The following is a 25,723-nucleotide window of genomic DNA, read 5'->3' as shown; positions in this document are numbered from 1 at the left end:
CGACTCCTGCTTGCGGACCACAACAAGGAGTCGCTGACCGTCTATACGGACGGATTTCGGGCCTACGATCCGCTCGAAGAAGACGACGCTTTCACCCGCAAATACGTCGTCCACAGTGACGGAGAATACGCTGACGGCGACATCCACGTCAACACCTGCGAGAGCCACGCGTCGCTGACGCGACGGTGGCTCTCGCCCCACCGAGGAGTGTCAAAAGACAAGCTAACGCCGTATCTCAAAGCCTTTCAGCTCCGCCGCGAACTCTACAGAAAACCAGGTGACGAAGCACTCAAATATGCTCTCGACGCCGTCCTCTAAAAATCAACAACGTGCTTCACAAGAGCGTACAATTATTTTGGGTGTCGTTGACTGGGTAGCGGTCAGTCTATTAAGATACCCCGTGAACACGGTTGCTCCCTTCGCAGTCATTAGCGAGGCGATATTGACGATCGCGATTATTGTTCCAACTGCGTTGATAACCGTTACCAAGACCGACTGATGGGCTCGACGATAATACGCCTGGCTCAATTATAAAAGAAACGTGGACTGGCGATTTGCCAACTCCGCAAATCTGGTTCGACCAGACAGTGTTCTTCATACACTGACGCGGCAGTTTCCTACTGCGCATGACTGTTCAACCGCTGACGTAACTGTCCCGTCGAACCGGCCCTGGCTGACACTCTTTCGCGATCGTCGTTCGGGGCTATCAGCGATCCGTTCCCGGTTCAGGGTAATACCCGGAAACCTTATTAACTAATACAATATAGTTATTAAAACACAATAATGTCAGAGAACACTCGACACTCGAGCGTGGGGAACCGAACAGTGAACGATCGGGAGTGGATCGTCGGCGCGGTCGGCGTGGTGGCGCTCGTCATCCTGTCGGCAGTGGCGATGGTTACGGGCGTCAACTGGAAACTGGTAGCCATCTCGTGGACGGCGTTCGCGGCGATGGCGGTGGGTGTACCGCTCGGGGCGCGGGCGGTGCGCAGCAGCCATCCCCTAGAACCGGTCTGGGGGTACGGCCTCGCCAGTGGTGCGATGGTGACAAGCGCCGCACTCTTTCTGGTGCCCCAGGCGCTCGGCCAGCACGGTCGCCTCGGTAGTCTAGGCATCGCGGTCGGCTTCCTTGGCGGGTACGTCGGCCACACAATCGGCCACCGGTTCACGCACCTGGACCTCCCCGTCGACCACACAGCGACGGAGTTGACGGTCCACGCGCTCTCGGCCGGTGCCATCATCGGCGCGATCTACACGACGATGCCGTCGCTCACCTCGATTCTCGGAATCGCTCTGATTTCCCACAAGGCACCAGCGGGGTACGCGGCGGCTCGCCGTCTTACCGACCGTGGCCGGTCCGTCTTTCCACTTCTGTTGCCGGCGGCGGCGGTCGGCCTCGTAGCATTGCCCGTCGGTATCGTCGGCTTCTCGCCGGGGAGCGAACTTCGCGGGCTCCTGTTTGGCGTCGCGGCCGGCGTGTTCCTCCACGTCGCCGTCGATCTACTGCCAGAGTGTACCACCGGCAGTGAGACGTGCCCGGTCGACGCCGCGGCCCACGACGGCGACCTCCACCAGTTCCAGGACCGACTCCGCCGACACGCCGCCCTGAGCGCCGTCCTCGGGGGCGCGGCGGTCGTCCTGGCCTGGTCGCTGGTAGTGTGACCCTGCCGAAGTAGCCCGCCAGTACGACGGAACGTGCCGACACCGCCGGAATGCCCCGACCTCGAAATTATTTCCGGTATCTTCGAAGGTGCGGCTACAACGGTCAATAATCGCACGCTGGCGACCCCTTTTGGGTCGACGACGCGTACTGTAGCTTGTGAGTCAACGTATTAAATCGACAGACACGTTCGACCGGATCGACACGCCCCTGTTCGTGGCTGGGGCGCTACTCGTCCTCGTGAGCCTGACCGCAGCGGTCTGGATGCTCAGCCTCGGCGATGTCGTCACGGCACTCGGACTGGGGCTGCTTGTCGCTGCCGGCGTGTTGCTGACCGGCATCGGCCTCTCGCCCGAAGCTGCGACGCACTGATCGACACGTTTCTCAGCGTCTGTCCCGTTGGATACCTATGTTCAAGCGAGACGATACGCGGGCGACAGTTTGCTCCCAATGGGAACTCGGGAGCGACGGTACCGCTCGCCGCCGCGGTCCGGAGGTGTCTGTCTGTGCCTGAGAACGCGTCTGCTGACGTGGCGACGTGGATGCTGCTCCTCTCGGGCGTCGTCATCTCCTTTCTGATCGGCGTCGGCCTGCTCCAGCTACTGCGCACCGGCGATCTGGGCCCTTTCTTCCGCGATCTGGGGATCGGTCTGGTCTTGTTACTTTTCAGCCTCGGGTTCTACCGGAAGTGGCACAACGCGTAGGGCGACCTACGCGTAGGACTCCTCGTCTTCGACGGGCCCGCTGAACGCCGAGTACAGCACGACGAAGTAAGACACGACGAGTGGCAAGAGCAACCCCGCGCCGATCGTCGAGAGATTCAGCGGGAGCGTCGACACGATCGCCGCCTCGACGGTGAGGCCGGTCGCGGGGTCGATCTGTGGGTACAGCAGCGTCGCGACGAGCGCCACGAGGCCGTACACTTGGGCCGCGACCGCCGCGAACGCGAGGTAGTGCCGGTCGGCCCGACCGGCGAGGACGTGGACGCCGGCCAGGAGGATCGTCAGTCCCACCAGCCCCAGGGTCGGCAGCGAGAGGAGCGTGACGTGAGACGCCGAGCGACTGCCGACGACCAGCGCGGCGACCGCCAGGACCAGGTAGGCGAGCTGTGCCAGGTGGCCAAGCGGCCGGGTCTCGAGTCGAACGTCGCCGCGCGTTTTCAGTCCGAGGTAGGCGGCACCGTCGACGACGGTGAGTGCGACGACGGCGAGGCCGACGAGCACGCTGGCGGGCGACGCGACGCCCGCGACGCCGAACAGCCAGTTCCCGGCGAACACGCCCAGGAAGAACGGCGCAGTGATGCTCCCAACGACGAAGGCCTGCCCCCAGCGGCGCTGCCAGGCGTCGTCGTGGCGCTGTTCGTACATCTCTGGGGCGAGACCCCGCAGGATGAGCGCCCCGAGGATGGCGAACATCAGCAGGTAGTGGCGGCTGAACAGGTCCGCGTATACCGCCGGAAAGACCGCGAACAGCATCCCGCCGAAGACGACCAGCCACACCTCGTTGCCGTCCCAGAACGGGCCGATAGCCGCGAGCAGTTGCTCGCGCTCGTGTTCGTCATCCCGCGTTGCGAACAGCGCGCCCACGCCGAAGTCGAACCCATCAAGGAAAAGGAAGGTCCCGAAGACGGCGAAGACGAGCCCGAACCAGAGCCGGTCCAACGGGAGACCAAAGAGCGGCCCGTCGGCCAGGCCGAACGTCGTCGCGACGACCAGATCAGTCATCGTTCGGGACGACCTCCTCAGCACCGGGCGTGTCGCGTTCGAGGGTCGGTGGTCGCGTCGGGGCCTCCTCCCGAATGAGCCTGACGACGACGTACCAGTAGAGGACGAGTAAGGCGCTGTAGACGCCGACGAAGCCGGCGAGCGTGGCGAGGGCCTCAGCGCCGGTTAGTCCCGGCGAGACGCCGGCGTGGGTTTTCATCACGCCCTGGATGACCCACGGCTGGCGACCGACCTCCGTGACGATCCAGCCCAGCTCGACGGTGACGATCCCCAGCACCGACGACCCGACTAGGGCCTTCGCCAGCATATCGTCCTCGAACAGTTCGCCCCGGAACCAGCGGTACCCGCCCCAGAACGCCAGCAAAATGAACCACATCCCCAGGCCGACCATCGCTCGGAAGGCCCAGAACACGATGGCGACCGGCGGACTCTCGGCAGGGATGTCGTTCAGCCCGGTGATCTCCGCGCCTGGGTCGCCGCCGCTGGCGAGCAGCGACGCGACGAACGGTATCTCGACAATGAACAGATCCTCGGCGTGGGGGTCGGTGATGTCCTCCAGACTCGTCGGGAACGCGAGTACCTTCAGACCGACCGAGGAGTGAGTGTCGTACTGGGCCTCCATGGCGGCGAACTTCTGGGGCTGTGTCTCGGCGACGTGGCGACCGTACGCGTCGCCGTGGATCGCCTGGAAGGGGGCAGTGACGAACAGTACTGCCAGCCCCGCTTTCATCGTCTTACGCCAGAACTGTGTATCACGGTTTGTCCAGACGTAGTAGGCTGCCACGCCGGTAATGAATAGCGCGACCGACAGCACGGCCGCGCTCTGCATATGAACGTACATCCATGGGAACCGGGGGTTGGCGTAAGCCGCGATCGGATCGACCAGCGAGATGACTGGCTGCCCGCTCTCTCGTGCGACCTCGAAGCCCCGGGGCGTCTGCATCCAAGAGTTGGCGATCAGGATCCAGACCGCCGACAGCCACGTTCCGAGGCCAACGAAGATGGAAGACAGCATATACAGCAGGTCGCCAACCTCGTCCCGACCGAACACGAAGATGCCCAGAAACGTCGCCTCGAGCATGAACGCCATCATCCCCTCAATGGCGAGTGGACCGCCGAACAGCTCGCCTGCCGCCGTCGAGAACGCCGCGAAGTTCGTCCCGAACTCGAACTCCAGTACGATCCCCGTCACAGTGCCGACGACGAAGCTGATGGCGAAAATCTTTGTCCAGAAGGCCCGGAGCTGTTCGTACACCTGTTCCTCCGTCCGTATCTCCTTCCAGGTGAAATAGACGAGGAAGGGCGCGAGCCCCATGCTCATCACCGGGAAGATGATGTGGACTATCGTCGTCACCGCAAACTGGAGTCTGCTGGCGATGACTGGGTCGATCATGGGTGAGATTGAGGGTTGTGGGTTCGGAGGCCGTTCGACGGCGGGCGTGTGTCAGCGTGCCGACGCGGTCCGCTGGCGCGTCACTGCTCGCGCGTCACGAACCACCAGTCGTAGTACTCGGTGTCCTCGCGGTCGGCAGCCTGCTCTTTCCGGGTCCGTGCGTCCGCTTCGGTCCCGGGCGGCGACAGGAGGACGCGGTCGCCGAACGTTTCGTTTTCCGGCCAGTCGGCCGGGGCGGCGACGCCGGCGGCGTCGCTCTTCTGTAGCGCACGCAGCGACCGGAGAATCTCGTCGATGTTGCGGCCGATTTCCATCGGGTAGGTCAGGCGCAGCCGGATCGTTCCCTCCGGATCGACGATGAAGACGGTGCGAACGGTCGCGGTCCCTGCCCCAGGGTGGAGCATACCGAGCCGTTCGGCGACCGTCCCCTGGTCGTCGGCGATGATTGGGAACTGGATGTCGACGTCGAGGTTCTCCTGAATCCACTCCGTCCACTTGATGTGTGAGTGGACGCGGTCGATTGAGAGCCCGAGCAGCTCCGTCTGACGTTCCTCGAACGCTTCGCGGCGCTGCTCGAAGGCAACGAACTCCGAGGTACAGACGGGCGTGAAGTCGCCCGGGTGGCTGAACAGTACGAGCCACTGCCCCTCGTAGTCGTCGGGCAACGTCCGTTCGCCCATGCTCGTCTCGACCGTCATCTCCGGGAACTGGTCGCCAATGCCCGGTGTCTCGGTCAGCGCGTCGTTCGTGGCAGTCTCTGGCTGTGACATCCTATCGTTTGATTGGTCGCCGTCATACTAAGCTCGCACTCTACAAACTATATTTCTCCCATCTAAAACTGATATCAGAAGAAACAAAACATAATTTCCGGTACTTCTGGCGGCGGACCACTGACCGTGGTGTGGATCCGTCGTCGGCACAGACGAGTCGCAGTACGTCGTTTCGCGTCCGATCACGCGAATCCGCGCGACCGGACCACTCTGTACCGTCTCAGTCCTCGGTGTCTTCCTGAAAGCTCCCGAGGCCCCGGGCAGCGGCGAGCAGGCGGCCGAGCGCGCGCCTGACATCGGCGTCGAACAGCGCCCGAAAGAGGCCAAAGAATCCCACGGGTTTGGGATCATCCGTTGCGAGACCCTCAACCGTGGCGTCGATGGCGTCGGTGACCTGTGGGTCGCCCAACGTCTGGACGAGCGCGATCATATTGCCCGCGTTCCGGCCGAGTTCGTACATCTCGACGTCGTTCTCGGTGTGGGCGTCCGCAAAGCCCGCGGCCGCCATCCGGAGGTCGCGGATGACGTTCCGGTTGTCCCGGGCCACGTCGCGCACTTCCGGCGCAAGGTCCATGGCGAGGTCGTGGGTCGCGTCGAGCAGGTCGAGCAACTCCGCGAGCGTGTCGGCATTGTCGCCGATGCGTTCGACCAATACGAGCGTCTCCTCGCGTTCGACGGCCATCCGGAGCCCTTCGACGACATCGCGGTTCTCGTGGATGGCGACTCGCAGCTCCGGCACGAGATCGTCGGCGAGGTCCTTCGAGGCCGCCAGCACGTCGAGCAGTTCGACGAGCGTGTCCGCCTCCTGGCCGACCCGCTGAAGGAGGACCAACGCCTCCTCGCGTTCGACGGCCATGCGGAGCTCCCGGATCGGCTCGCGGTTCTCCCGGACGCTCTCGCGGAGTTCCGGAGCCAGGTCGGCGGCGAGTTCCTCGGCGACCGCGAGCTGTCGGAGCAACTCCGCGAGTTCCGCCTCGTTCTCGTCGATGGCGCTGGCCAGATCCGACTCGTCGTCGAACGAAACGGTCGTGTCGGCGGATTGGTGGTCACTCGCCATGGTTACGGAAGTGGGTCGTAGCCGCGCAGCCAGGTGTCCCAGTAGAAACTGGGCAGGACGTTGACGTCCATGATCCAGTTCACCCGGCTCTCGATGGGCGCGGAGATGCTCTCCTCGTAGTCGAACTCCGCGACCATCGCCTTGCCCTTCTTTGTCAGCAAGGGACAGGCCGCGTACCCCTCGTACTCGGCGGTCTGGCGCTCGTCATCCATGTGGGCCGTGAGGTTGTCGAGGACGACGTGGGACTGTTTGCGCGCGGCGGCCGCCGTCTTGGCGTTTGGCGTGTCGGCCCCATCACCGAGCGCGAACACGTCCGGGTACTCGGTGTGCTGGAGGGTGTGTTCGTCGACGGTGACGTACTCACCGTCCGTCAGCGGCGAGTTCTCGGTCAGTGCCTCCTGTCCGTACTGGGGCGGGACGGGCGCGTACAGGTCGTACGCCTGTGTGTCGCCGTCCGTCGAGTGGATGACCTGTGCCTCGTGGTCGATCTCCTCGACCTCGAACCCGAGGTTGGCGTGGATGTCCCGCTTCGCCCAGATTTCCTCGAGTTTTTCGCGGTAGGGCGAGACGCCGAAGACGGCATCGCTGCCCTTGGTCATGACGACCTCGACGTCGTCGCGGACGCCCTGACGCCGAAAGTAGTCCTCGGCGAGCATAGTCATCTTCAGCGGCGCGCCCCCACACTTGATCGACGTGTCGGGGACTGAGACGACGAAGGTCCCTTCCTCAAAGTCCTCGAGGGCCTCGCGCAGCCCCATCGCGGCCTCGAAGTGGTAGAAGGGGTAGACGGCATCGGTCTCCTCCCACCCTTCCAGCATACCGGGGGTCGTCTCGGGCGCGAGTCGGTGGCCTAGTGCGACGACGAGGTAATCGTAGGAGAGGGTGCCGTCCCCGAGCGCGACGGTCTTTTCCTCGGGGTCGACGCCGGTGACCTTGTCGTGGGCGAACTCGACGCCGCTATGGAGTAGGCCGCGTACGTCCCGGAACTGGTCCTCGGGCTCCATGTACCCGAACGGAAGCAGGTAGAACGACGGCTGATACGCGTGGTCTGTACTCTTGTCGACGACGGTGATATCGGCCTCGGTGCGATCCAGGCGGCGGCGAAGCATATTGGCGGTCATCGTACCGCCGACGCCGGCACCGAGTACGACTATGTGATCCATAGACAGTCTGTGTTGTGTGGTGTGACACCTGAACGCTGAGGTAGCCGAGACAATGTTCGGGACTGCGACGCGAGCGCGAATCCGCGGAAAAAGTTACTGCTAGATGGCGACGGTCGGCCCACTCTCCCGGTGGTCGACCCGTCGGGAATCGCCCCGTTAGCGTCTAAAGACGACTGAAACGGTAGAAAACACCCGCGGACGTGCGGGAGGCGACGAGTACTTGGGATGACTTACTCTCCGTCAAGAAAGGCGGTCTAGCCACGGTCGACAGTTGTCTGGTGCTGTAGGTCGCTCACTCCTCCTCAACATCACAGGTCTCGATGGGGACGTCGACAAGGTTGCCCCACTCGGTCCAGGAGCCGTCGTAGTTCGTCACGTTCGGGTACCCGAGCAGTTCCGAGAGCGCGAACCACACTAGCGCCGAACGCTCACCGACGTTACAGTAGACAATAATGTCGTCATCCTCGTCGATGTCCGCCTCGGCGAACGGTCGTTCCAATGCCCGTGGGTGTTCGAACCGGCCACACTCCCGAACGACACTCTCCCACTCGATGTTGACCGTCCGCGGTATGTGGCCGCTGGCGCGCGCGGGGGCGTCCACGTCGCCGCAGTACTCCTCGTGTGCCCGGACGTCGACGATTGCGACGTCCTCCGAGAGGGCGTCCTGTACGTCCTGGCGGTAGGCCCGGACGTGTTCGTTCGGGGGCTGGGCGTCATACTCGACGTGCGTCACCGACTGTGTCGATCCGGTCGTCGGAAAGCCGTTCTCCGTCCAGTAATACTTCCCGCCGTTGAGCAGACGGACGTCCCGGTGCCGGTAGTACTTCAGCGTCCAGTAGACGAACGCGGCGAACTCGTTGAATTCGTCGCTGTAGAGGACGACCGTGCTGTCCGGTGTGATGCCTCGCTCACCCAGTAGCGTTTCGAGTCGGTTGGCGTCCGGAATCGTCCGCGTGCCGGCGTCGGAGAAGTCCGCTCGCGGGTCGAGTTCGACTGCGCCCGGGATGTGCCCCTCGTCGTACTCGGTCGAGACCTCAACGAGTCGGAAGCTCGGATCGTCTCGCTTGAACTCGTCGAGTCGCTCGTAGGCGCTGTCCGGCCGTACGAGGACCTGTTCTGGATAGCCGGTACGGTCCTGTCCGAGCGACCGGTGGCTGATGCTGTAACAGGTCTGGCGTCCGTCGTGGAGGGCCGGAGCCTCTTCGATCAGCCCCTCATCTTCGAGTTTCGTGAGGCCGTATCGGGCGGTCCGCGAGCAGAGTAGCGTCTCCTCAGTGATCTGTTTCAGCGTCATCGACCCTTCCCGCGACAGCGTCTTGTAGATGAACTTTGAACTCGGCGGGAGGTCTAATAGGGCCTCCTCGACGTCTGAAGTTTGCATTGTCCTTGCAAGACTCTCTAGCGGGTTTGGCCTAAAGACGTTACTGGTACCGTCGGCGTCAGTGTCACGTTCGGCCGACCAGATGTGGGCCCTCATACCGTGACAACCGTTTTGAGTACCGGAAGTTATTTCGGCAACTCTCGAGTCTCGGTCGATGCGCCATATTCTACTAGCAATTTTCCTCCCCGCTCGAACCGTTTTACGTGGGCTACCGGTACAATACGGTGACGATGGTCGAGACAATCAAGGCAGAACAGTTGCGCGACATGATCGACGCCGACGAGGACTTTGTCCTCTACGATACCCGGTCGCCGGACAGTTTCGCGGACTGGCACATCGCCGGGGCCGAGAATGTCGAGTTCTCTGGCGACGACGGCGGGGTCGTCGGCGAGTTCGACGCTGACGAACTGGACGCGGGCGACACGGTCATCACCATTTGTGCGACCGGAAACTCCGCGAGCAGTTTCGCCGAGTTCCTCGAACGCGAGGGCCACGCTCACGACGTCAAGACCGTCGAGGGTGGCATGGAAGCTTGGAGCCTGGTGTACGACACCGTGCCGATCGCCACCAGCAACGACGACCTCGTCGTCCTGCAACTCCAGCGCCGCTCGAAGGGCTGTCTGGGATATGTTGTCGGCTCGAAAAGTGCTGGCGAGGCTGCGCTCGTCGATGTGACCCGCGCAACCGACGAGTTCCTCGACGCCGCCAGCGAGTACGGGCTGAAAGTCACTCGCGTCTTAGACACCCACATCCACGCCGATCACATCTCTAAAGGGCGGGAACTCGCCGACCGACTCGGCGTGCCATACCACCTCGGACAGCCCGCGGAGACGCGCGACCCCGACTTCGAGTTCTACCCCATCGAGCCCAACGACGTCGTCGAACTCGGGGACGTAGAGATCAAGGCGGTCCACACGCCCGGCCACACCACGGGCATGACCTCGTACCTCGTCGACGACGAAGCACTGCTCACCGGCGACACCCTCTTCGTCGAGTCCATCGGCCGCACGGAACTCCAGTTCGCCGATCAGGACGCCCGCGACGGCGCGCGCGTCCAGTACGAGACGCTCCACAAGGTCATCATGACCGAGTCCAACGACGTGAAGATCTTGCCCGGGCACTTCTCAGTCACCGACGACGGGGAGTACATCGACGTGACGCCCGGGCAACCGATGTTCTCGACTGTCGGCTACATCTGGGAGAACAACGAAATCCTCCGGATGGCCGAAGACGAGTTCGTCGAGCATATGTTCGACAACCTCCCGTCGAAGCCGCCGAACTACGAACAGGTCATCGCGACCAACGCCGGTGAGTACCAGCCCGAAGACGAAGACGAGGAGACCGAACTCGAACTCGGCCCGAACCGGTGTGCCGCCACATCCGAGAGCGCCGTCGCTGACGACTGAAAATATTCTCACCCACCCATCATGTTTGGACTCGACTCCCTGTCCGGAAACGCGCAGGCAGCCGCCTTCATCGGCATCGTGTTGATCGAGGCGATCGTCCTCTACGTTGGATACGGTGCGCTCGAACAGGCGTTCGGTGAGTATGTCGTTGGCCTGCTGCGAGGTGAATGACGATGGAACTGTTCGGTATAAGTGTCGTCCTCCTCGGAACGTTCACCGGGTTCGGCCTGCTGATCGGGATCTTGTTCGGGTTCTTTGGGATGGGTGGGTCGTTCCTGGTGACGCCGGCGCTCTTGGTGATGGGCTACGAACCCAACGTGGCGGTCGGGTCCGGCCTGGCGTTCGTCTTCGGGACGTCGGTGATCGCGACGCTGAAACACCGTGACCTCGGGCAGGTCGACTACAAACTCGGCGTGTTGATGATCGCCGGCACCACTGCGGGGATCGAGGTCGGCAAGATCGGCCTGGAGTACCTCCAGCACATCGGGCTGGCCGGCTCGGTCGTCAGCGTCGCCTACGTCCTCCTGCTCGGTGGTATCGGTGCATTCGTCACCCGTGAAGCGCTGAAAGGTGGCGACGACGACAGCGGCGGCCTCGAACACGACGTCGACGAGGACGCCGACGTCGAGGACGCCGACATCCCCGACATCGCCCAGAAGATCCAGTCCTACCGCATCCCGCCCATGATGTCACTGCGGGGCGGATTCACCGTCTCGCTGTGGATGATTCTGGCCGTCGCATTCGCCACGGGCCTGTTGTCGGGATTCCTGGGCGTGGGCGGCGGGTTCATCCGGATGCCCGCGCTGTTCTACCTGATCGGCGTGCCGGTGCCGGTCGCGGTCGGGACCGACCTGTTCGAGATCGTCTTCTCGGGCGGGATCGGGTCGTTCCTCTACGCCCAGTCCGGCGCGGTCGACCTGAGCATCGTCGTGCCGTTGCTGGCCGGGAGCGCGCTCGGCGCGCGCCTCGGCGCGGCCGCGACGAGTCTGGTCGAGGAGGAAGACATCAAGGTCTACTTCGGCGTCATGCTCCTGCTGGGTGCCGTCGCCGTCGCCATTCGCGAGGTCGGCAACGCGATCCAGATGCCGGTCCTCGACACGGTGAGCCTCGCGATCATCCTCGGCGCGGCGCTCCTGGTCAGCGGAGCCGTCTCCTACAGCGCCGTCCGCGAACTTCGCGACGAAGCGCGTCCCACGACGAACGCAACTGCAGACTAACCGCGGGGCACCTCTTTCCGCTGTGATCGAGACGATGGCCCACGACAACCACGAGGTAGCCGTGGAATCAGCAGTCGTCGACGTTGAATCGGGCTCCCATCCGATGCGCTTCCTGTACGTGCCATCGACGAAAGGAGATGGCACAGCTGTTTTTGCGACAAATCTCAGAGTTGGTCCAGACGAGGCCGAAACGTTCTGTCGGCGGTACAGTCGACGCTGGCAGATCGAGAACGAGTACAAGTCGATCAAGCATGACTTCCTCGCGAAAACATCCTCGAAAGACTACCGCGTTCGACTATTCTATTTCGTGTTCGCAGTGCTACTGTACAATATCTGGCGACTCACGGACTTTCTGCTGAAGGCAAGCGTTGACGGGGAGATGGACTACGCGCCGGTGCTAACAGCTGGGGAGTGCGTAGAGCGAGTCTGTGCAGGGCTGGTTCCAGCAGACTGAGTTGATGATCTACAACGTGTCTGCCCAGTCGTGAGTGGCGACGCTGTTCTGGCCCCGGTTCGATGACGGTTTTTCTTGACATCTGGGCCGTACTCGCCTCAATTTATTTCAACTCTGCCTCATAGAACGTCGACTATTGGTTATGCCGAGCGGATATTGGCCCGAATAACTCCATCCTCCGAAACTGTGGACTTTTCGGCCTACGCAAAACGTATAGCGACATTCAATTTACACTCTGAGTGAAATTACACCCTCCAAGAGTGTGTTGTCTCGTTGTCTGAGTTGGACACCAATACACCACAAAAATTAACCAACTCGACATAATCGGTGACGGTAGTGAGATCGACCGGTACAGCTGACCACGCGGACAGTGCGAGTCAGCGATGACGAGTTACGCCGCCTTCGAGACACTGGCGGAGTTCGACTCGTTCTATCGCGAGGAGATCGCTCCCGCGATGGCGACCGACGACGATCTATCGGTCGATCCTGCGAGCGAGACGCCGCCCTACGCCTGGTTGAAGTCGAACTACTCGGGATTCGTCGAGCGACTGCGCCGCGATTACGACCTCTCACCCGGCGATTTCTACGCGGAGGTCGGTCTCCCGCCGGACGGGAGCGAAGCGAACCCGTGGAAACTGTCGCACGAACCGACGACCGCCGCGCTCGATGGGTACGTCACCGAACTGGCCCGTGATCGCGACCGGGCCGAGTCGACCGTCGACTCGCGTCGCGCGCGCCTGCGAACGTACGTACGAGCCTACAGCGACATCCACGACCGCGAGGATCTTCTCTCGCCGTTGCTGGACGAGACCGCAAAGCCGGACGAGATTGCCCGGACGAAAGCCGTCTTTCGGGTGCTCGACAATCGGCTCGGGACACTCGCTTCGAAACGAAAGTACGTCTCGGCGGTCCAAAACTGGTACACCTACCTCGAAGAGACGGGCCGGGCCACGTACAATCCCGCGCGGAACCTCACCAGGCGGTTCGGCTGGGATCGCCGCCCGGTGTACGACCATCCGGCGCTGTCGACAGCCGATCTGGACGCGTTGCTCTCGCACGCGGACGCTGACGAGCGGTTCCTGTTGCTCCTGCTGGCCGGCTGGGGGCTCCGCCCCGTCGAAGCCTGCCAGCTCCACATCGATCAGCTCGCCCTCGACCCGCCTGAGGACGATACGCCATACGTCAGCTTCGAAGCTGGCGAACGGAAGAACGCCCGACGGACGCGCAACACGGTGGCGATCCTCGTCGGCGTCGATGCCGTGCGGGCGCGGATCGACCGCCTGATGTCCGACGACTGGTCGGGGTATCTGCTCCCATCGCCCGAGGGCGGGCCGATCACGACCCAGACCGCCCGTCGCTGGCTTCGAGACCTCGGCGAACGGGCCGGCGTAACCGTCGATGGCGGTCCACCGAAACCGAAGATGGGGCGGCGAACCTGGTACCGTCTCTACAGGGCCCAGCGACCGTCGATCACGGCTGATACGGCGGCCGTCGCCGACGCACAGGGGTCGAGCGATCCGTCCGTATCGGAGCGGAACTACCTCGACGAACGCTCCCGCCGGGAGGCGCGTGCGGACGCCATGGCCGACCTCGTGAGCCAGAAACTCGCGTCGGTGTTCGACGAGTACCTGTAGTGGGCTTCCCGAACGTACCGGGACGACTGCTCAGTAATCCGGACCGGAACTGTTGTCCGAAACGATCAGCCGTTCCCGCTGACGCTGTTTCTGGGCGATACTGCTGATCGGTGTTGTTGGTCAGTCAACTTGAGTAGTAGTACTAATCAGTATTCTTGGTCAGTAATACTGATCAGTATTACTACACAGTGTTACTACTCAGTCTGCTCAGTACGTCTGACGAATATTTATGATGGGTTGGTCTGTTCAGTATATCATATGATCTCGTACGCGCTGTGGAGCGAGGCTGGCGGGGTCGGGAAGACAGCGCTGGCGGTCAATCTGGCCGCAGCCCATCAGCGTCACGGCCAGCGAACGCTGTTGATCGACCTCGATCCCCAGAACGGCGGCGCGAGCCACCACCTCGGTGTCGATGAGGAGCGCGCCGATCCGGACGTGGACAACATCGTTCGGCACCTGATCGACCGGCCCAACGGCGAGTTCGCAGACCTGATCCGGACGACCAGCCACGGGCTCGACGTCGTGCCGAGCCACAATATGCTCGACAGTCTGGAGACGAACCTCCAGCGCGCCCAGGAGATGGAACAGGACATGGGCGGTCGGTTCGTCAAGGAGTTGCAGTTGCGTCGCGTGCTCCGGGACGCCGATGTGCCCGAGACCTACGACGTGGTGATCGTCGATCCCCCCGCGACCGGCGGCCAGCACGTCTACAACGCCGTCTCCGCCACTGCAAACGTCGTGATCCCGCTGGAGCTGTCTCCGAAGGGCGAGCAGTCGCTGCGCGGGCTCGAAGACACCGTCTCGAACCTGGAGGCGGACGTAGACACCGAGGTGGGTGTCGTCGCGGTCGTCCCGAACAAGGTGCGGCGGACGCGGATGCGCGACAAGTACGAGGCGGCCCTCTCGAAGGTGTCCTATCCGGTGTCGCCGGTCCAGATTCCGGTCCGCGAGGCGATGCTCAACGGAGCCTGGGACGCCCAGACCACGGCCTTCGACTACGTCGCGACGAACGACCGCCCCGACCGTGAGCGGGAGACACTGGCCGCGTTCGACGAACTGGCGCGGTTCGTCGCGGCGCAGTTCGACGTAGAGCTCACCGCCGGTGATCTCCGCGAGGACGAACGGGAGGTCGTCGCATGAAGTCCGGTGCGTCGGATCCGTTCGGGGATAGCGAGGACGAACGTAGTGAGTCCTCGGAATCGCGAACGGAGAGCGGAGCGAACCGTGAGCGTGCGGATAGCGAGGACGAGCGAAGCGAGTCTGCGGAATCAGCCGACGGGGAGAAAAGACCCGTGAACGGGGACGAACAGGGTGAATCCGCGAACTCGCGAACGGAGAGCGGAGCGAACCGTGAGCGAGGGAGCACGGACGAGAACCGAACGGATAGGGCGGAGCCAGCGGATGCGGCCGGAGCTGACGGCGAGGACGAGCCCACCGGCGCGGGCGGCGAAGGCTTCAGTCGCGACGAACTCCCGCTCGTGTTGCGCCGTGATCGGGTCAAAGACGAGCGGCCGGAGGTCCACCAGCTGTTCGTCCAGCGGGAGACCCACGACCGCGCCGTCGACGCCGAACGGGCGCTCGAAGACCGTCTCGGCGTGGACCTCTCCCGGACGGACGCGCGCGAAGCGATTTACCTCGCCGGGATGGCCCATCTGGACGACGCCGAGGAGATCCTCCGAAGCTGGGGCTACGACCTCTAGGGACCGCACTCCCGACCTGCTCGTCGGTCCGGGAGGTCGCCACCGCGGATTCGGGTCTGTCGACGATCCGCTCGACGGCGTCGACGAGCCACACGTAGTCCAGATCGGTCTCGGTATCGACGAGGTCGGCGGCGTCCGGTAGCGCCCCAGTCCCGAGCCGGCGGACGAACCGACTGCCAGTCCGTGGATAAGTCGGGACCACGACCGGGATCCACGCTGAATCCCACCGCTTTAGCGGTGGGTAGCTCAAAGACTCCCTTCCATCTCATTTCGCGGGCGTAATCGTCCCGGACGCAGACCGGAGCTGGTCGTAGAGTCGGGTCGCGAGCGTCACCACGGTCGACCCGCGCTCGACGCTGTAGAACGGCTGAAGTTCCGGGTTGAACTTCGCCTTGTACTCGTTGATGCGCCGGTTGTTCGCGCCGACGAGGTCGTAGGTCGCACACCCACGATCGATGCCGTCGGTCATCACCTGCCAGTCGAGGAGGTCGTTGACGGCTGCCTCGGTGTCGGTCTTGACACCCCCCTGCCATCGGGAGACGGTTTCGCCGTGCTCCAGGGCAAGGATTCCACCGACCGGCCGCTCGTCGACGCGACAGACGTACGGCCGGATCGCGCCCTCGGGCAGATCGTCGTACAGATCCGTGACGAGTGCGGTCGGCAGGCGGAAGTCGACGCCTTGCGCGCGGTAGCGTTCCCTGACCCGTTCGAGGATGAATGGAATGTTGGCGCGGCCGCCTTCCCGGATCACGATGCGCTCGTCGTCCTGGCCGTCACGGACGTTGGTTCGCGCGTCGCGACTGAACGAATCGAGCAGGGCGTCCCGCCCGACCGAGAGGTCGACGAGGTAGGTATAGGCGGGATCGGTGTCGAACGCTTCCCACGTCAGCGGTCGCAGGTCCGGGTATCCCCGGTGGAGTCGGAGGTGCGTGTACTGCGGGTCGAGTCGGTCGTCGATCCAGTCGAGCGCCCCCACGACGAACCGGCGGTGGCGGCGCTCGGCCTTGCGCTGTTTCAGCTTCCCGACGTTCAGCGGAGCGGGGCCCAGGTACGGCACCCGCACGTCGGGCGGCGGCGACACCACCGCAGTCACCGGCCCCTTCCGGAGTTCGAAGACCGGGAAGATCCCGACCGGTTCCTGGCCCTTGAAACCCACCAGACGGGTGAGACTGCACCCCGTGTGACGAGCGAGTGTGGCCAGCGCCTCGTCGCGGTGAAAGAGCCCCGCCCACGGTGATTGGTCGACGTAGCTGTTCCATTGCTCCAGATCCGACTGTGTTGCTTCCCGTACTTCGACGCTCATACTTTGTGATCCACGTGCCTGCCAGTTCCGTGTCGCACCGTGGCGCTACCTTCTGTTACGGGCCGTTTTGTTATGGTACGGTTACGGGTCAGTATCCGATGCCATCCCTCGCGCGTCGAGGTATTCGGCCATCGCGTAGGCCATCCACGCCTGACACCACCGCATCAGCGTGACGCGACGGGTGAAAAAGCGCTCGCTCCGGAAGTAGAAGGCCCCGTCGCCGGCGTGGAGGTGCTCGAACACCCACGCCAGAATCCGCCGTGCGAACTCGTGATCGCCGGCGTACGTGAACACGAGCGCCCCCTGGGTACTCGCGTGGATGTCTCGGGGGTAGGCGTTCGCTTCGTCGAAGTTCGGCGCACCAGTGGGTTCGAACAGTTCCCGACGGTAGAACGAGAGCGCATCGGTCAGCGTCCCGTCGTACCGATCCGAGCCGGTCACCGCCCGGTAGCGCTGGAAACACTCGATTACGAACCCGTTGTGGTGGCTGTCCATCGAGAGGTGCGAGGCCGACGGTGGGTCGCGGTAGTACCAGCCGCCACGCGGGGTCTGGAGGTCGGCGATGTGATCGAGCAGGTCCGTCGCTCGGCGCTTGCACTCCTCGTCGCCGAAGGCGTCGTAGATATCGAGGAACGTGCGTGCACACAGTGCCCCGGCGTTGATCGTGTAGTGATCGCCCGAGTGGTTCAGGTGGTAATCGATAACCGCACCGCGTCCGTCCTCGGCAGGGCGGTAGTCGAGATCGTCGATCAGGAAATCCACGGCCGTCCGGGCGAGCTCGGCGTAGGACTCGTCGAGCGTTCGCGCTCGCAGGAGCGCCTTCACCGCGTAGGCGGTCGACACCGCGTCTGGGTCCTCGGGCTCGCCCTGCCCGTCCAGAAACTGGATCGGGTGGTTGTGACCGCCACAGAACCCGCTGTATCCCTTTCGGCGTTCGTCGACGAGCCAGTCGGCCAACCGGCGGGCCTCTCCGCGGTAGTCGACGGCCGCGGTCTCCCCGAAGTCGAGGGCCTCGTCGTCCCGGAGGCGGGCGGCCGTCAGGTTGGCCATCACGAACAGCGCCGTCCCCTTGTAGTTGCGGCGCTGTTCGACCAAAAACAGGGGCCTGACGTTCACCGGCGCGCGCTTGATCGTCTCCTGAACCGCCAGGTTCACCCACCTGTTCTCGACCGGGAGCGCCTGTAACAGCCGACTGCTCATGCCGTCGCCGTAGTCCCACCCGCGATAGGAGCGCTCTCGTGCGTACGTGAGCGTGCGGTCGAACCACCGCAACACTGTTCGGTCGGTCTCGGTGATCCCACTCGTCGCCGGTTCCGTCCTCGCTCGTTCGGACTCGATCTGTGTCATACTCACTGCCCTCCTCCCGCCACCGGTCCCGGGAGAACGTGTCAACACGTCGTGGCCAGCGAAGTTTGTTATAGCTCGCCTACGGCCTGCAACCACGCCGCAACTATCCTGACTCGCTCTCCGGCCTCGCTTCCGGTGTTAGACAGTATCTGTGGGACGCGCCCGGTACTGCACCGAAGTCATAACAAAGACCGGGCAGACGAAAGCCGCGGTCACGACACGATGTTGTCAACACGGCAATCGAGACGGCGACGTGCGGGAACGGCTGGCGACGCCCGAACCGATGAGGACGGTCGCGGAGGTCCACGATGAAGATCTGCTCGGTGGTCGGCGCACGACCGCAGTTCGTGAAGGCCTTCCCGGTCTCGGAAGCGCTCGGGGGCCACGACCGCGTCCTCGTCCACACCGGCCAGCACTACGACCGCGAACTCAGTGACGTGTTCTTCGAGGAACTCCCGATCCCCGAACCGGACGAGAACCTCGGTGTGGGCTCGGGGACACACGCGACACAGACCGCCGAGATGATCGAGAAACTCGCCGGCGTCGTGACCCGGGAGTCGCCAGACGTACTGCTCGTCTACGGCGACACTAACTCCACGCTCGCGGGGGCGCTGGTCGGCGCGAAACGGGACGTGCAAGTCGTCCACGTCGAGGCGGGCCTCCGGAGCTACAACCGGGCGATGCCCGAGGAGACCAACCGCGTACTGACCGATCACTGCTCGGACCTGCTCTTTGCCCCGTCCGAGCGTGCCGTCGAGACCCTCGCCGGGGAGGGGATCACCGAAGGCGTCCACGAGGTCGGCGACGTGACGTACGACGCCCTGCTCGCTGTCCGTGATCGTGCTCGCGAGCACTCGCGAGTGCTCGACCGGCTGGGACACGAAGACGGGGAGTACGTCGTCGCGACGGTCCACCGCGCCGCGAACACCGAGAACGAAGACCGATTGGCTGCCATCGTCGAGGGACTGGCCGACGCGCCACAGCCGGTCGTGCTCCCGGTTCACCCCCGGACCCGAGCGGCGCTGACAGCCACCGGACGGATCGCGGACCTCCCCGACTCGCTGCACTTCGTCGACCCAGTGGGCTATCTGGATTTCGTCCGCCTGCTCGACGGGGCCGAGCGCGTCGCCACCGACTCCGGCGGCGTCCAGAAAGAGGCCTTCTATCTCGACACGCCCTGTGTCACCATGCGCGAGGAGACCGAGTGGGTCGAGACGGTCGAGGCGGGCTGGAACGTGCTGGTCGGTGCCGATGCCGACGCGATCCGCCGGAACCTCGACCGTCGATTCGCGGTCTCGGAGAAGCCACAGCCCTACGGTGACGGGAACGCGGCCGGGCGCATCGCCCGCACACTCGAACGAGCGGTCGGCACTGCGCCCGTCGAGGACGCGGTCCGGGGGTGACGACGTGACCGCGATCTCCGACACCGACTACCCGTTCGCACTCTGTCTCACCCACGACGTGGATCGCCCGTACAAGACGCCGGTTCACGCCGTGTTCTACGCCCTCGCCGATCGGGACCCACGACACCTGCGCGACCTCCTGCCGGGCCGGAACCCCTACTGGCAGTTCGAGGAGCTCATGACGCTCGAGGCCGACCTCGGGGTTCGGTCAGCCTTCTACTTCCTGAACGAACAACCCCTCCGCGATCGACCGCGGTCGGACCTGGCCGATCCCCAGGCGCTCTTACAGACCGTCGGTCGGTACGACGTGCGCGACCCGGCCATCGAACGGATCGTCCGCCAGCTCGACGACGGCGGCTGGGAGGTCGGCCTCCACGGCTCCTACCACACCGCCCGCGACCGCGAGCGCCTGGCCGAGGAGAAAGCCCGTATCGAGTCGGTGCTCGGCCACGAGATCACGGGCGGTCGCCAGCACTACCTCCGGTTCGACGACCCCGAGACGTGGCGTCACTACCGGGATCTCGGACTCGCCTACGACACCAGCCTCGGCTCGACCGAAGCGTACGGTTTCCTGCATGGCGACGGCGTCCTCCGTCCGTTCGACGACGACTTCGTCGTCTTCCCGCTGACGCTGATGGAACAGACCCTCCCCGATCCAGGCGAGCGGTTCGACGCCGCGTGGGCGGCCTGTCGGTCCCTGCTCGACGCCGCCGCCGACGGAGACGCCGTGATGACCACACTCTTTCACCCGCGGCTGTTCGATCCCCGCGAGTTCCCCGGCTACCGCCGGCTCTACCGCCGGCTGATCGAGGAGGCGCTGGAGATGGGAGCGTGGGTTGGACCACCGCGGGACTGCTACCGGACGTTCCTCGACGGGTCGGCGAGAGAAGATGCCACGAACCGCAACCATCGAGGGAGCGGTATCGATCGAACTGGTAACCGATCTATAACAAAGTGACGACGGAGCCGATCCGTCGATCATGCTATGGATGCGCAGTCGGCAGCGATGGGTCGCCCCGGTCGGGAAGACGCGAACGACGGCGGTGCAGTGTCCGACAGGCCATCGGTGACCGATGAGTGGGCCAGTGTGGAACGTCAGGCGACGGGAGTGGCGACTGGACATCGCCGGGGCGCTCCTCGGGCTGTCGGTCGCAGTCCTCCTGTTCCCGCTCCGGTACCTCTCGTCACAGATTCTCGTCGAGACCGTGCCGCTGGTTCTGGGCGGGGCCAGCGGACTGTACCTCGTCGCCACCCGGACCGAGCGCGCCGCTGTGCCGGCCGAAGCGTGGCGACTCTCCTCGTTCGGGACGCACTGTCTGCGGGCGGGGACGCTCGTCGGTCTCGCCGCGATGGTGTTCGTCGGGACCGCGACCGGCGGTCGGACAGTGCCGTTCTACGCCGTCGCGGCGCTCTGTTACGCGCTCGTGTTCGGCCAGGTGTTTCTCGCCGCCGAGGCGGATCTGCGGCCGGGGCTGGTCGTCGCGCAACTGCTCGTCGCCGCCGTGATCGTCCGCTGGACCGCGCTACTGACGACGCCGGGACTCGTCGGGATCGACTCCTGGACACACATCACGACCTACGCCAGTTCGATTCGGACGACGGGCGGCCTCGACGGGATGGCGGACGTGAAGTACGTCGCTGCACCGCTGTACCACCTGTTCGTCGTCGTCGCGGCCGACACGTTCGGTACGTCGCTGCGGACCGCGCTGTATCTCACGCTTGGGCTCGTGATGCCACTCTCGATCGCACTGCTCTACGTCACGGCCCGCCGCTTGCTCGCGGCCCGGTGGGCCCTGTTCGCGGTCGCGATCTACGGCGTCGCCGACCACGTCGTCCGCTGGGGGGTTCACATCATCCCGACGAGTCTGGGGCTGGTCTTCTTCGCGGCCGTCCTCTACGGGATCGTCACAGCTCGCGAGACCCACCGCCGGGGACCGGCGTACGCGCTCGTGTTCTGGTTCGGCCTCGCCGTCGTGGTGACTCACCAGATCTCGACGTTCATCACGCTCGTCTTCCTCGGGGCCGGCGCGCTCGTCCAGGGCTGGTGGTGGGTGACCGACCGGGCGGACGCCACACTACCCCGATCCGACCGGACGGATCGGTCCGTAAACTTCCTCGGATTGTTCGCCGTCCTGTCGACGATCACCGTCGTCAACTGGTCGGTGACGCCCTACGGTGACGGCTCGTTCCTGACGACCATGCTCGACGTCTTCCGGCGGACGCTGGCGCGTTCGGCGGGCTTCCTCCGTCTCGAGAGCGCCACGGCGACGGCCAGCGGGCCGATCCCGGGTTCGCTGGTCTCGGTCCCGCCCCACGTCTCCGTGATCGACTCGCTTGGCTTTCTCCTCCTCTTGCTCGTGACGCTGGTCGGCGCGTTCACCCTGCTCCGGCGCGACCGACTGGAGCCACTCCCCGTGGCGTTCGTCTTCGGAATCGGGCTGATGCTCGTCGCGACCCTCGGGATGCCGCTGTTTGGCCTCAACACGCTCGTCCCGGCCCGCTGGTACGCGTTCATGTACGTCCCGATGGCCGTCGTCGCCGCCTTCGGCGTCCGGTTTCTAGCTGGGGCGCTCCCCCGCCGCGCCGTGCTGGCGGGCGTGGTTGCCTTCGCCCTGGTCTTTCCGGGCGCGATGCTGGTCGAACACAAGGCCACACCGGAGGACCCCGTGTTCGACGAGTCCTATCCCCGGTACGCCTACACCGCGTCCGAGCTGACCGCCGCGCGGACGATCACCGAGATCCATCCTGCGGACGCACCGCTGTCGACCGACCTGCCCTACCGCGCGCTGTTCACTCGCTGGCAGGACCGGTACACGGCACGGCTGTCGGTCGGCGAGGACGGGACGATCGCCAGCGACTACGTGGTGTACCGCCGCTACCAGTCGACCGGCGCGGCCGCCGTGATGGCTGACGGCGCGGCGGTCAACGTCAGGGTCCCCGCTGACTCCGTCTGCCAGCCAGCCAAAGACACCGTCTACACCATCGGGGCCGTGCGCTACTGCCGGCCACCCGTCGACCGACGATGACACTGGACAGGAATCACGCCCACGGCTCTACCTGCTCCCGCCGAACCGCGGTGCTGGTCGCCGCCGGCTACACGGTCGCAGCGGCCGCCGTCCTCGCAGTCGGGGACGGGCTCCCGCCGCTGGTCCGTGTCCCGCTCGCACTGCCGATCTTCCTGCTGACGCCCGGCTACGCCGCTCTGGCGGCGCTGTTCCCCAGGGAGCGACCGGCAGACGAGGGCGGATCGGCCCCCGGATCGGTGCTTTCACGTCGCGGCCGGGCCGGCCTCGGGACCGCCGCCCGGTCCGTGCTGGCCGTCGCAGTCTCGGTTTCGCTCGTCGGGGGTGTCGCGCTCGGAGTGACGGTCTCCGTCGGGCTGACGACTGTGGGTGTCCTGGTGGGTGTTGCGGCCCTGACGGTCGCTGCGGCCGCGGTCGCGCTGGTCCGGACGCCGATCGGGGCGACGGTGACACAGCGGCGGACGACCGGCGACGCCGACCGCGAGTCGCCGGATCCCCCGACCGGACCGTACACCGTCGTAACCCTGATCGCCGTCGCCGTCGCCGTGCTGTTGCTCGTCGGCAGCGGCGTGATCGCCACCGAAGGCGGGGACACGGATCCTCGGAGCGAATTCTATCTGGTCGGCGAGAACGGGACCGACCCGGTTGCCGCGGGCTACCCGACCGACCTCACCGTCGAGGGCGGTCAGACCTACAACCTGCGGATCCGCCAGCAGGGGTCCCGCGCCCGGGAGTACACGATCGTGGCCCTCCTGTCTCCCCCCGACGACCGAATCGACGCCGAGCCCACGGAACTGGCCCGCCGCGCGGTCGTGGTCCAGCCGAACGCGACTGCGGCCCCGACGGTCACAGTCACGCCGCGCCGGGCCGGCCGAAATCGGACGCTCGCCGTCCTGCTCTACCGCGGGGACGCGCCGGGGAACCCGTCCAGAGCGTCGGCGTATCGACGGCTGGCGATCCAGGTCGACGTGGCGCCGGGCGCGGAGCGGCCGGAGTCACCACCCGACGATCCCGCCACCGCTGGCGAAGACGACGCATAACTATCGGGTGCGCAGTGGTCCGTGTCGGCACCGAGGACCGATGACACTGGCTGACGACGACAACTCGGCCGGGACGGCCGAGCAAGACACGGCGCCCCCGGACGACCGGCCCCACTCACTTCCCGCTGTCCTCGACCGTCGGCCCGACGACCCGGCGACGCGACCGTCGCTCTCGGTCGTGATCCCGACGCTGAACGAGGCCGACCACGTGGCCGACTGTCTCGATTCGGTCCTCCGGGCGTGTCGGCCAGTCGACTCCACCGAGGTGGTGCTGGTCGACTCGAACTCGACGGACGAGACCGTGGTGATCGCCCGCGAGTACCCCATCACGATCCTCCGGATCGACGACGACGCGTACACGACGCCTGGGGCCGGGCGATACGTTGGTGGACTGGCCGCCCGCGGCGAGAAGATCCTCTTCGTCGACGGCGACACGGAGCTCACCAGGGGGTGGCTCACCGATGCGATGGCACTGGTCGCAGAAGACCGTGTGGCGGCCGTCGACGGCCACCTGAACGCGTGTGGGGCGACGACACCGCGGCCGATCCAGGCACCCCACGGAGTGATGTTGTACGACGCCACCGTTCTCGACAAGATCGGTGGCTTCGATCCCTTCCTGCGGGGCTACGAGGACGTCGATCTCGGGTTGCGCGCCGGTGCGGCCGGCTACGAGCGGGTGCGGCTCCCCGCCGTCGTCGCTGAGCACGCACGACCGACCGGCGTCTCGGAGGTCAGACGCCGCTGGCAGAACGATTATTTCACCGGGATCGGACAGACCGCCCGCAAGCACCTGCGATCGCCGACGACGCTGGCGAAACTGGCGGTCCGCAAGTGGGACTTGATGGCGTTTCTGGGATGGTGTTCGCTCGGGGTGGTGTCGGCACTGGTCGCGCTTCCGGCGTCCGCCGCCTGGACGGTCGCGACCGCACTCATGTTCGTCGTCGACGCCGCATGGGAAGGTGTCTCGGGTGCGCGCGAGCGCTGGCTCAGGTACGTCGTCGCCTGGCTCGGGATCGCCCGCGGCCTGCTCGGCGGCCGTCGCTCGCCCGAGTCCTTTCCGCTCGACACCGTGACTGTCGTCGCGACGGCACCACCCACCCACCCCAAAGCTCCCTCGTGAGCCGAGCGACGCCGCCGGAATCGACGGACCCGATCGATCCGCGCCGCGTACCAACGAACTAACTATTCCCCGCACGACTATCCGACAATGGACGAGCGATCCAGACGCCGATTCCTCGAGGGTACCGCTGTGGTCGCAGCGGTCGGTCTCGGCGGCTGTGGCTCACGCGGCTCCGGTCGTGGCGCGACCGGTGACGGCCGGACCACCGCTGACACGGTGTCGAATGCCGCGACCGATAGCAGTCAACCCTACCGGTCCGTCGTCGTCGATCCGGAGACGCAGTTCTCGGTTCGGATCGGTTCCGGTGAACGGTTCGAGAACGTGCTGATCGACATCAGCGCCGAGGGGGCGACCTTCGACATCGAGGCGACCGGGAGCGACTGGGTCGTTCGCAACGTCGGGATCGAGGGCATCTGGGACCGACACAAGAAGGCCGAACCGTTCCGGGCGTCGGTCGATCGGGGAAGTGCGGCCCGGATCGAGAACTTCTACTTCGCCGACGGCGCACCGGACGACACCTATCCCGGCGTTACCGGCATCTACGTCTATCGCGCTCACGCCGGCCGATTGCGCATCGACCGGACGAACATTCAGGATATGCCCGACAACGCTATCTACGCCAGCACGCCGGGCTATCCCGACACCGACGAGTATCCGCTCCCCGAGGGCGGCGGGGGTGTAGTCGAGATTACCAACTCCTACGCCGCGGACTGTCTGGCCGCACACTTCCGACTGGGCACGGCGGGTTCGTTCGCCCGTAACTGCGTCGCCGTCGGCGGCCACCGTGGATTCATCGGCCGGTTCGAGCACACACGGGCCATCGACTGCGACCTGGCCGACAGCAGTCACGGCGACGTGGTGGTCGGCGCTCGCGGCTGGGACGCGAGCGACGAGGCCGCCGTGACCGTCGAGAACTGCCGGTTCGAGA

At 65.0% G+C, this 25,723-nt stretch carries 23 protein-coding genes and 2 pseudogenes; 17 read left to right on the top strand and 8 right to left on the bottom strand.

Going from position 1 to position 25,723, the window contains the following annotated elements; all coding sequences use genetic code 11:
* From BMX17_RS22190 to BMX17_RS25485, 4 genes are all read left to right on the top strand, one after another.
* Window positions 1-318, top strand: a 318-nt coding sequence (locus BMX17_RS22190; protein WP_139203463.1) for a transposase, incomplete at its 5' end; no start/stop codon positions are given.
* A 570-nt stretch (window positions 319-888) separates the two neighbouring features.
* Window positions 889-1,662 (top strand): ZIP family metal transporter, encoded by a 774-nt coding sequence (locus tag BMX17_RS22185; protein WP_092664162.1) that lies wholly within the window; start codon window positions 889-891, stop codon window positions 1,660-1,662.
* A gap of 157 nt (window positions 1,663-1,819) precedes the next feature.
* Window positions 1,820-2,032: a hypothetical protein gene (locus BMX17_RS22180; protein ID WP_092664158.1), complete on the top strand. Its 213-nt coding sequence runs from the start codon at window positions 1,820-1,822 to the stop codon at window positions 2,030-2,032.
* A gap of 134 nt (window positions 2,033-2,166) precedes the next feature.
* Window positions 2,167-2,364 carry a DUF8073 family membrane protein gene (locus BMX17_RS25485; RefSeq protein ID WP_139203657.1) on the top strand — a complete coding sequence of 66 codons (198 nt, stop codon included), beginning with the start codon at window positions 2,167-2,169 and terminating at the stop codon, window positions 2,362-2,364.
* Between the two features lie 6 nt (window positions 2,365-2,370).
* Here BMX17_RS25485 and cydB read toward each other — a convergent pair whose 3' ends face one another.
* The 6 genes from cydB to BMX17_RS22150 form a co-directional block, all read right to left on the bottom strand.
* Window positions 2,371-3,384 carry a cytochrome d ubiquinol oxidase subunit II gene (cydB, locus tag BMX17_RS22175; RefSeq protein WP_092664156.1) on the bottom strand — a complete coding sequence of 338 codons (1,014 nt, stop codon included), beginning with the start codon at window positions 3,382-3,384 and terminating at the stop codon, window positions 2,371-2,373.
* Entirely contained in the window at window positions 3,377-4,777 is a 1,401-nt protein-coding gene (locus BMX17_RS22170) for a cytochrome ubiquinol oxidase subunit I (protein WP_092664154.1), read from the bottom strand. The genes cydB and BMX17_RS22170 overlap by 8 nt, the downstream gene beginning before the upstream one ends.
* An 80-nt stretch (window positions 4,778-4,857) precedes the next feature.
* The gene (locus BMX17_RS22165) at window positions 4,858-5,547 is read right to left on the bottom strand and encodes a peroxiredoxin (RefSeq protein ID WP_092664152.1); all 690 of its coding nucleotides are present in this window, start codon (window positions 5,545-5,547) and stop codon (window positions 4,858-4,860) included.
* 220 nt (window positions 5,548-5,767) lie between these two features.
* On the bottom strand, window positions 5,768-6,604 hold the full coding sequence (locus BMX17_RS22160) for a DUF1641 domain-containing protein (protein WP_092664150.1): 837 nt from the start codon (window positions 6,602-6,604) through the stop codon (window positions 5,768-5,770).
* Window positions 6,605-6,606: 2 nt separating this feature from the next.
* Complete coding sequence (locus BMX17_RS22155; RefSeq protein ID WP_092664149.1) at window positions 6,607-7,767, bottom strand: NAD(P)/FAD-dependent oxidoreductase; 1,161 nt, start codon at window positions 7,765-7,767, stop codon at window positions 6,607-6,609.
* A gap of 292 nt (window positions 7,768-8,059) precedes the next feature.
* Complete coding sequence (locus BMX17_RS22150) at window positions 8,060-9,148, bottom strand: rhodanese-like domain-containing protein (protein WP_092664148.1); 1,089 nt, start codon at window positions 9,146-9,148, stop codon at window positions 8,060-8,062.
* Between the two features lie 230 nt (window positions 9,149-9,378).
* On the opposite strand from BMX17_RS22150, the gene BMX17_RS22145 reads away from it, so the two are divergent.
* The 7 genes and pseudogenes from BMX17_RS22145 (at window position 9,379) to BMX17_RS22120 (ending at window position 15,559) form a co-directional block, all read left to right on the top strand.
* Window positions 9,379-10,554, top strand: coding sequence for an MBL fold metallo-hydrolase (locus tag BMX17_RS22145; RefSeq protein WP_092664160.1), 1,176 nt, complete (start codon window positions 9,379-9,381; stop codon window positions 10,552-10,554).
* A gap of 21 nt (window positions 10,555-10,575) precedes the next feature.
* Entirely contained in the window at window positions 10,576-10,725 is a 150-nt protein-coding gene (locus tag BMX17_RS26475) for a DUF7512 family protein (protein WP_170845521.1), read from the top strand.
* A 2-nt stretch (window positions 10,726-10,727) separates the two neighbouring features.
* Entirely contained in the window at window positions 10,728-11,771 is a 1,044-nt protein-coding gene (locus BMX17_RS22140; protein WP_092664146.1) for a sulfite exporter TauE/SafE family protein, read from the top strand.
* A gap of 43 nt (window positions 11,772-11,814) precedes the next feature.
* A pseudogene (locus BMX17_RS22135) lies at window positions 11,815-12,225 on the top strand (transposase); the annotation flags it as partial.
* Window positions 12,226-12,608: 383 nt separating this feature from the next.
* Window positions 12,609-13,859, top strand: a complete 1,251-nt coding sequence (locus BMX17_RS22130; protein ID WP_092664144.1) for a tyrosine-type recombinase/integrase — start codon at window positions 12,609-12,611, stop codon at window positions 13,857-13,859.
* A 258-nt stretch (window positions 13,860-14,117) separates the two neighbouring features.
* Window positions 14,118-14,999 carry a ParA family protein gene (locus BMX17_RS22125; RefSeq protein ID WP_092664142.1) on the top strand — a complete coding sequence of 294 codons (882 nt, stop codon included), beginning with the start codon at window positions 14,118-14,120 and terminating at the stop codon, window positions 14,997-14,999.
* Window positions 14,996-15,559, top strand: a complete 564-nt coding sequence (locus BMX17_RS22120; RefSeq protein WP_092664140.1) for a DUF7970 domain-containing protein — start codon at window positions 14,996-14,998, stop codon at window positions 15,557-15,559. Before BMX17_RS22125 ends, BMX17_RS22120 begins: the two co-directional genes overlap by 4 nt.
* 265 nt (window positions 15,560-15,824) lie before the next feature.
* Here BMX17_RS22120 and BMX17_RS22115 read toward each other — a convergent pair whose 3' ends face one another.
* Together BMX17_RS22115 and BMX17_RS22110 are read right to left on the bottom strand one after the other, a co-directional pair.
* On the bottom strand, window positions 15,825-16,862 hold the full coding sequence (locus tag BMX17_RS22115; RefSeq protein WP_092664138.1) for a lipid II:glycine glycyltransferase FemX: 1,038 nt from the start codon (window positions 16,860-16,862) through the stop codon (window positions 15,825-15,827).
* Window positions 16,863-16,943: 81 nt separating this feature from the next.
* On the bottom strand, window positions 16,944-18,209 hold the full coding sequence (locus tag BMX17_RS22110) for a YyaL domain-containing protein (RefSeq protein ID WP_092664136.1): 1,266 nt from the start codon (window positions 18,207-18,209) through the stop codon (window positions 16,944-16,946).
* A gap of 308 nt (window positions 18,210-18,517) precedes the next feature.
* On the opposite strand from BMX17_RS22110, the gene wecB reads away from it, so the two are divergent.
* The 6 genes and pseudogenes from wecB to BMX17_RS22080 form a co-directional block, all read left to right on the top strand.
* Window positions 18,518-19,612, top strand: coding sequence for a non-hydrolyzing UDP-N-acetylglucosamine 2-epimerase (gene wecB, locus BMX17_RS22105; RefSeq protein ID WP_092664134.1), 1,095 nt, complete (start codon window positions 18,518-18,520; stop codon window positions 19,610-19,612).
* A gap of 4 nt (window positions 19,613-19,616) precedes the next feature.
* Window positions 19,617-20,570, top strand: a complete 954-nt coding sequence (locus BMX17_RS22100) for a polysaccharide deacetylase family protein (RefSeq protein ID WP_342027708.1) — start codon at window positions 19,617-19,619, stop codon at window positions 20,568-20,570.
* A gap of 115 nt (window positions 20,571-20,685) precedes the next feature.
* The gene (locus BMX17_RS22095) at window positions 20,686-22,638 is read left to right on the top strand and encodes a glycosyltransferase family 39 protein (protein ID WP_139203656.1); all 1,953 of its coding nucleotides are present in this window, start codon (window positions 20,686-20,688) and stop codon (window positions 22,636-22,638) included.
* A complete protein-coding gene (locus BMX17_RS22090; protein WP_092664130.1) occupies window positions 22,635-23,675 on the top strand; it encodes a DUF1616 domain-containing protein in 1,041 nt (346 codons plus the stop codon). The genes BMX17_RS22095 and BMX17_RS22090 overlap by 4 nt, the downstream gene beginning before the upstream one ends.
* Before the next feature lie 40 nt (window positions 23,676-23,715).
* Entirely contained in the window at window positions 23,716-24,795 is a 1,080-nt protein-coding gene (locus BMX17_RS22085) for a glycosyltransferase family 2 protein (RefSeq protein WP_092664128.1), read from the top strand.
* Between the two features lie 87 nt (window positions 24,796-24,882).
* A pseudogene (locus BMX17_RS22080) lies at window positions 24,883-25,723 on the top strand (hypothetical protein); the annotation flags it as partial.

It is taken from the genome of Halorientalis persicus (assembly GCF_900110215.1).
In the GTDB taxonomy this organism is placed as follows: domain Archaea; phylum Halobacteriota; class Halobacteria; order Halobacteriales; family Haloarculaceae; genus Halorientalis; species Halorientalis persica.
This window is presented reverse-complemented; position numbering and strand designations above follow the sequence as displayed.

Excerpts from the sequence above, each read along its gene's own strand:
- BMX17_RS22155 (WP_092664149.1), bottom strand. The coding sequence starts at position 7,767 with ATGGATCACATAGTCGTACTCGGTGCCGGCGTCGGCGGTACGATGACC.
- BMX17_RS22115 (WP_092664138.1), bottom strand. The coding sequence starts at position 16,862 with ATGAGCGTCGAAGTACGGGAAGCAACACAGTCGGATCTGGAGCAATGG.
- BMX17_RS22130 (WP_092664144.1), top strand. The coding sequence starts at position 12,609 with ATGACGAGTTACGCCGCCTTCGAGACACTGGCGGAGTTCGACTCGTTC.
- BMX17_RS22145 (WP_092664160.1), top strand. The coding sequence starts at position 9,379 with ATGGTCGAGACAATCAAGGCAGAACAGTTGCGCGACATGATCGACGCC.
- wecB (WP_092664134.1), top strand. The coding sequence starts at position 18,518 with ATGAAGATCTGCTCGGTGGTCGGCGCACGACCGCAGTTCGTGAAGGCC.
- BMX17_RS22140 (WP_092664146.1), top strand. The coding sequence starts at position 10,728 with ATGGAACTGTTCGGTATAAGTGTCGTCCTCCTCGGAACGTTCACCGGG.
- BMX17_RS22090 (WP_092664130.1), top strand. The coding sequence starts at position 22,635 with ATGACACTGGACAGGAATCACGCCCACGGCTCTACCTGCTCCCGCCGA.
- BMX17_RS22160 (WP_092664150.1), bottom strand. The coding sequence starts at position 6,604 with ATGGCGAGTGACCACCAATCCGCCGACACGACCGTTTCGTTCGACGAC.
- cydB (WP_092664156.1), bottom strand. The coding sequence starts at position 3,384 with ATGACTGATCTGGTCGTCGCGACGACGTTCGGCCTGGCCGACGGGCCG.
- BMX17_RS22085 (WP_092664128.1), top strand. The coding sequence starts at position 23,716 with ATGACACTGGCTGACGACGACAACTCGGCCGGGACGGCCGAGCAAGAC.
- BMX17_RS22125 (WP_092664142.1), top strand. The coding sequence starts at position 14,118 with ATGATCTCGTACGCGCTGTGGAGCGAGGCTGGCGGGGTCGGGAAGACA.
- BMX17_RS26475 (WP_170845521.1), top strand. The coding sequence starts at position 10,576 with ATGTTTGGACTCGACTCCCTGTCCGGAAACGCGCAGGCAGCCGCCTTC.
- BMX17_RS22110 (WP_092664136.1), bottom strand. The coding sequence starts at position 18,209 with ATGACACAGATCGAGTCCGAACGAGCGAGGACGGAACCGGCGACGAGT.
- BMX17_RS22170 (WP_092664154.1), bottom strand. The coding sequence starts at position 4,777 with ATGATCGACCCAGTCATCGCCAGCAGACTCCAGTTTGCGGTGACGACG.
- BMX17_RS22095 (WP_139203656.1), top strand. The coding sequence starts at position 20,686 with ATGAGTGGGCCAGTGTGGAACGTCAGGCGACGGGAGTGGCGACTGGAC.
- BMX17_RS22150 (WP_092664148.1), bottom strand. The coding sequence starts at position 9,148 with ATGCAAACTTCAGACGTCGAGGAGGCCCTATTAGACCTCCCGCCGAGT.
- BMX17_RS22120 (WP_092664140.1), top strand. The coding sequence starts at position 14,996 with ATGAAGTCCGGTGCGTCGGATCCGTTCGGGGATAGCGAGGACGAACGT.
- BMX17_RS22165 (WP_092664152.1), bottom strand. The coding sequence starts at position 5,547 with ATGTCACAGCCAGAGACTGCCACGAACGACGCGCTGACCGAGACACCG.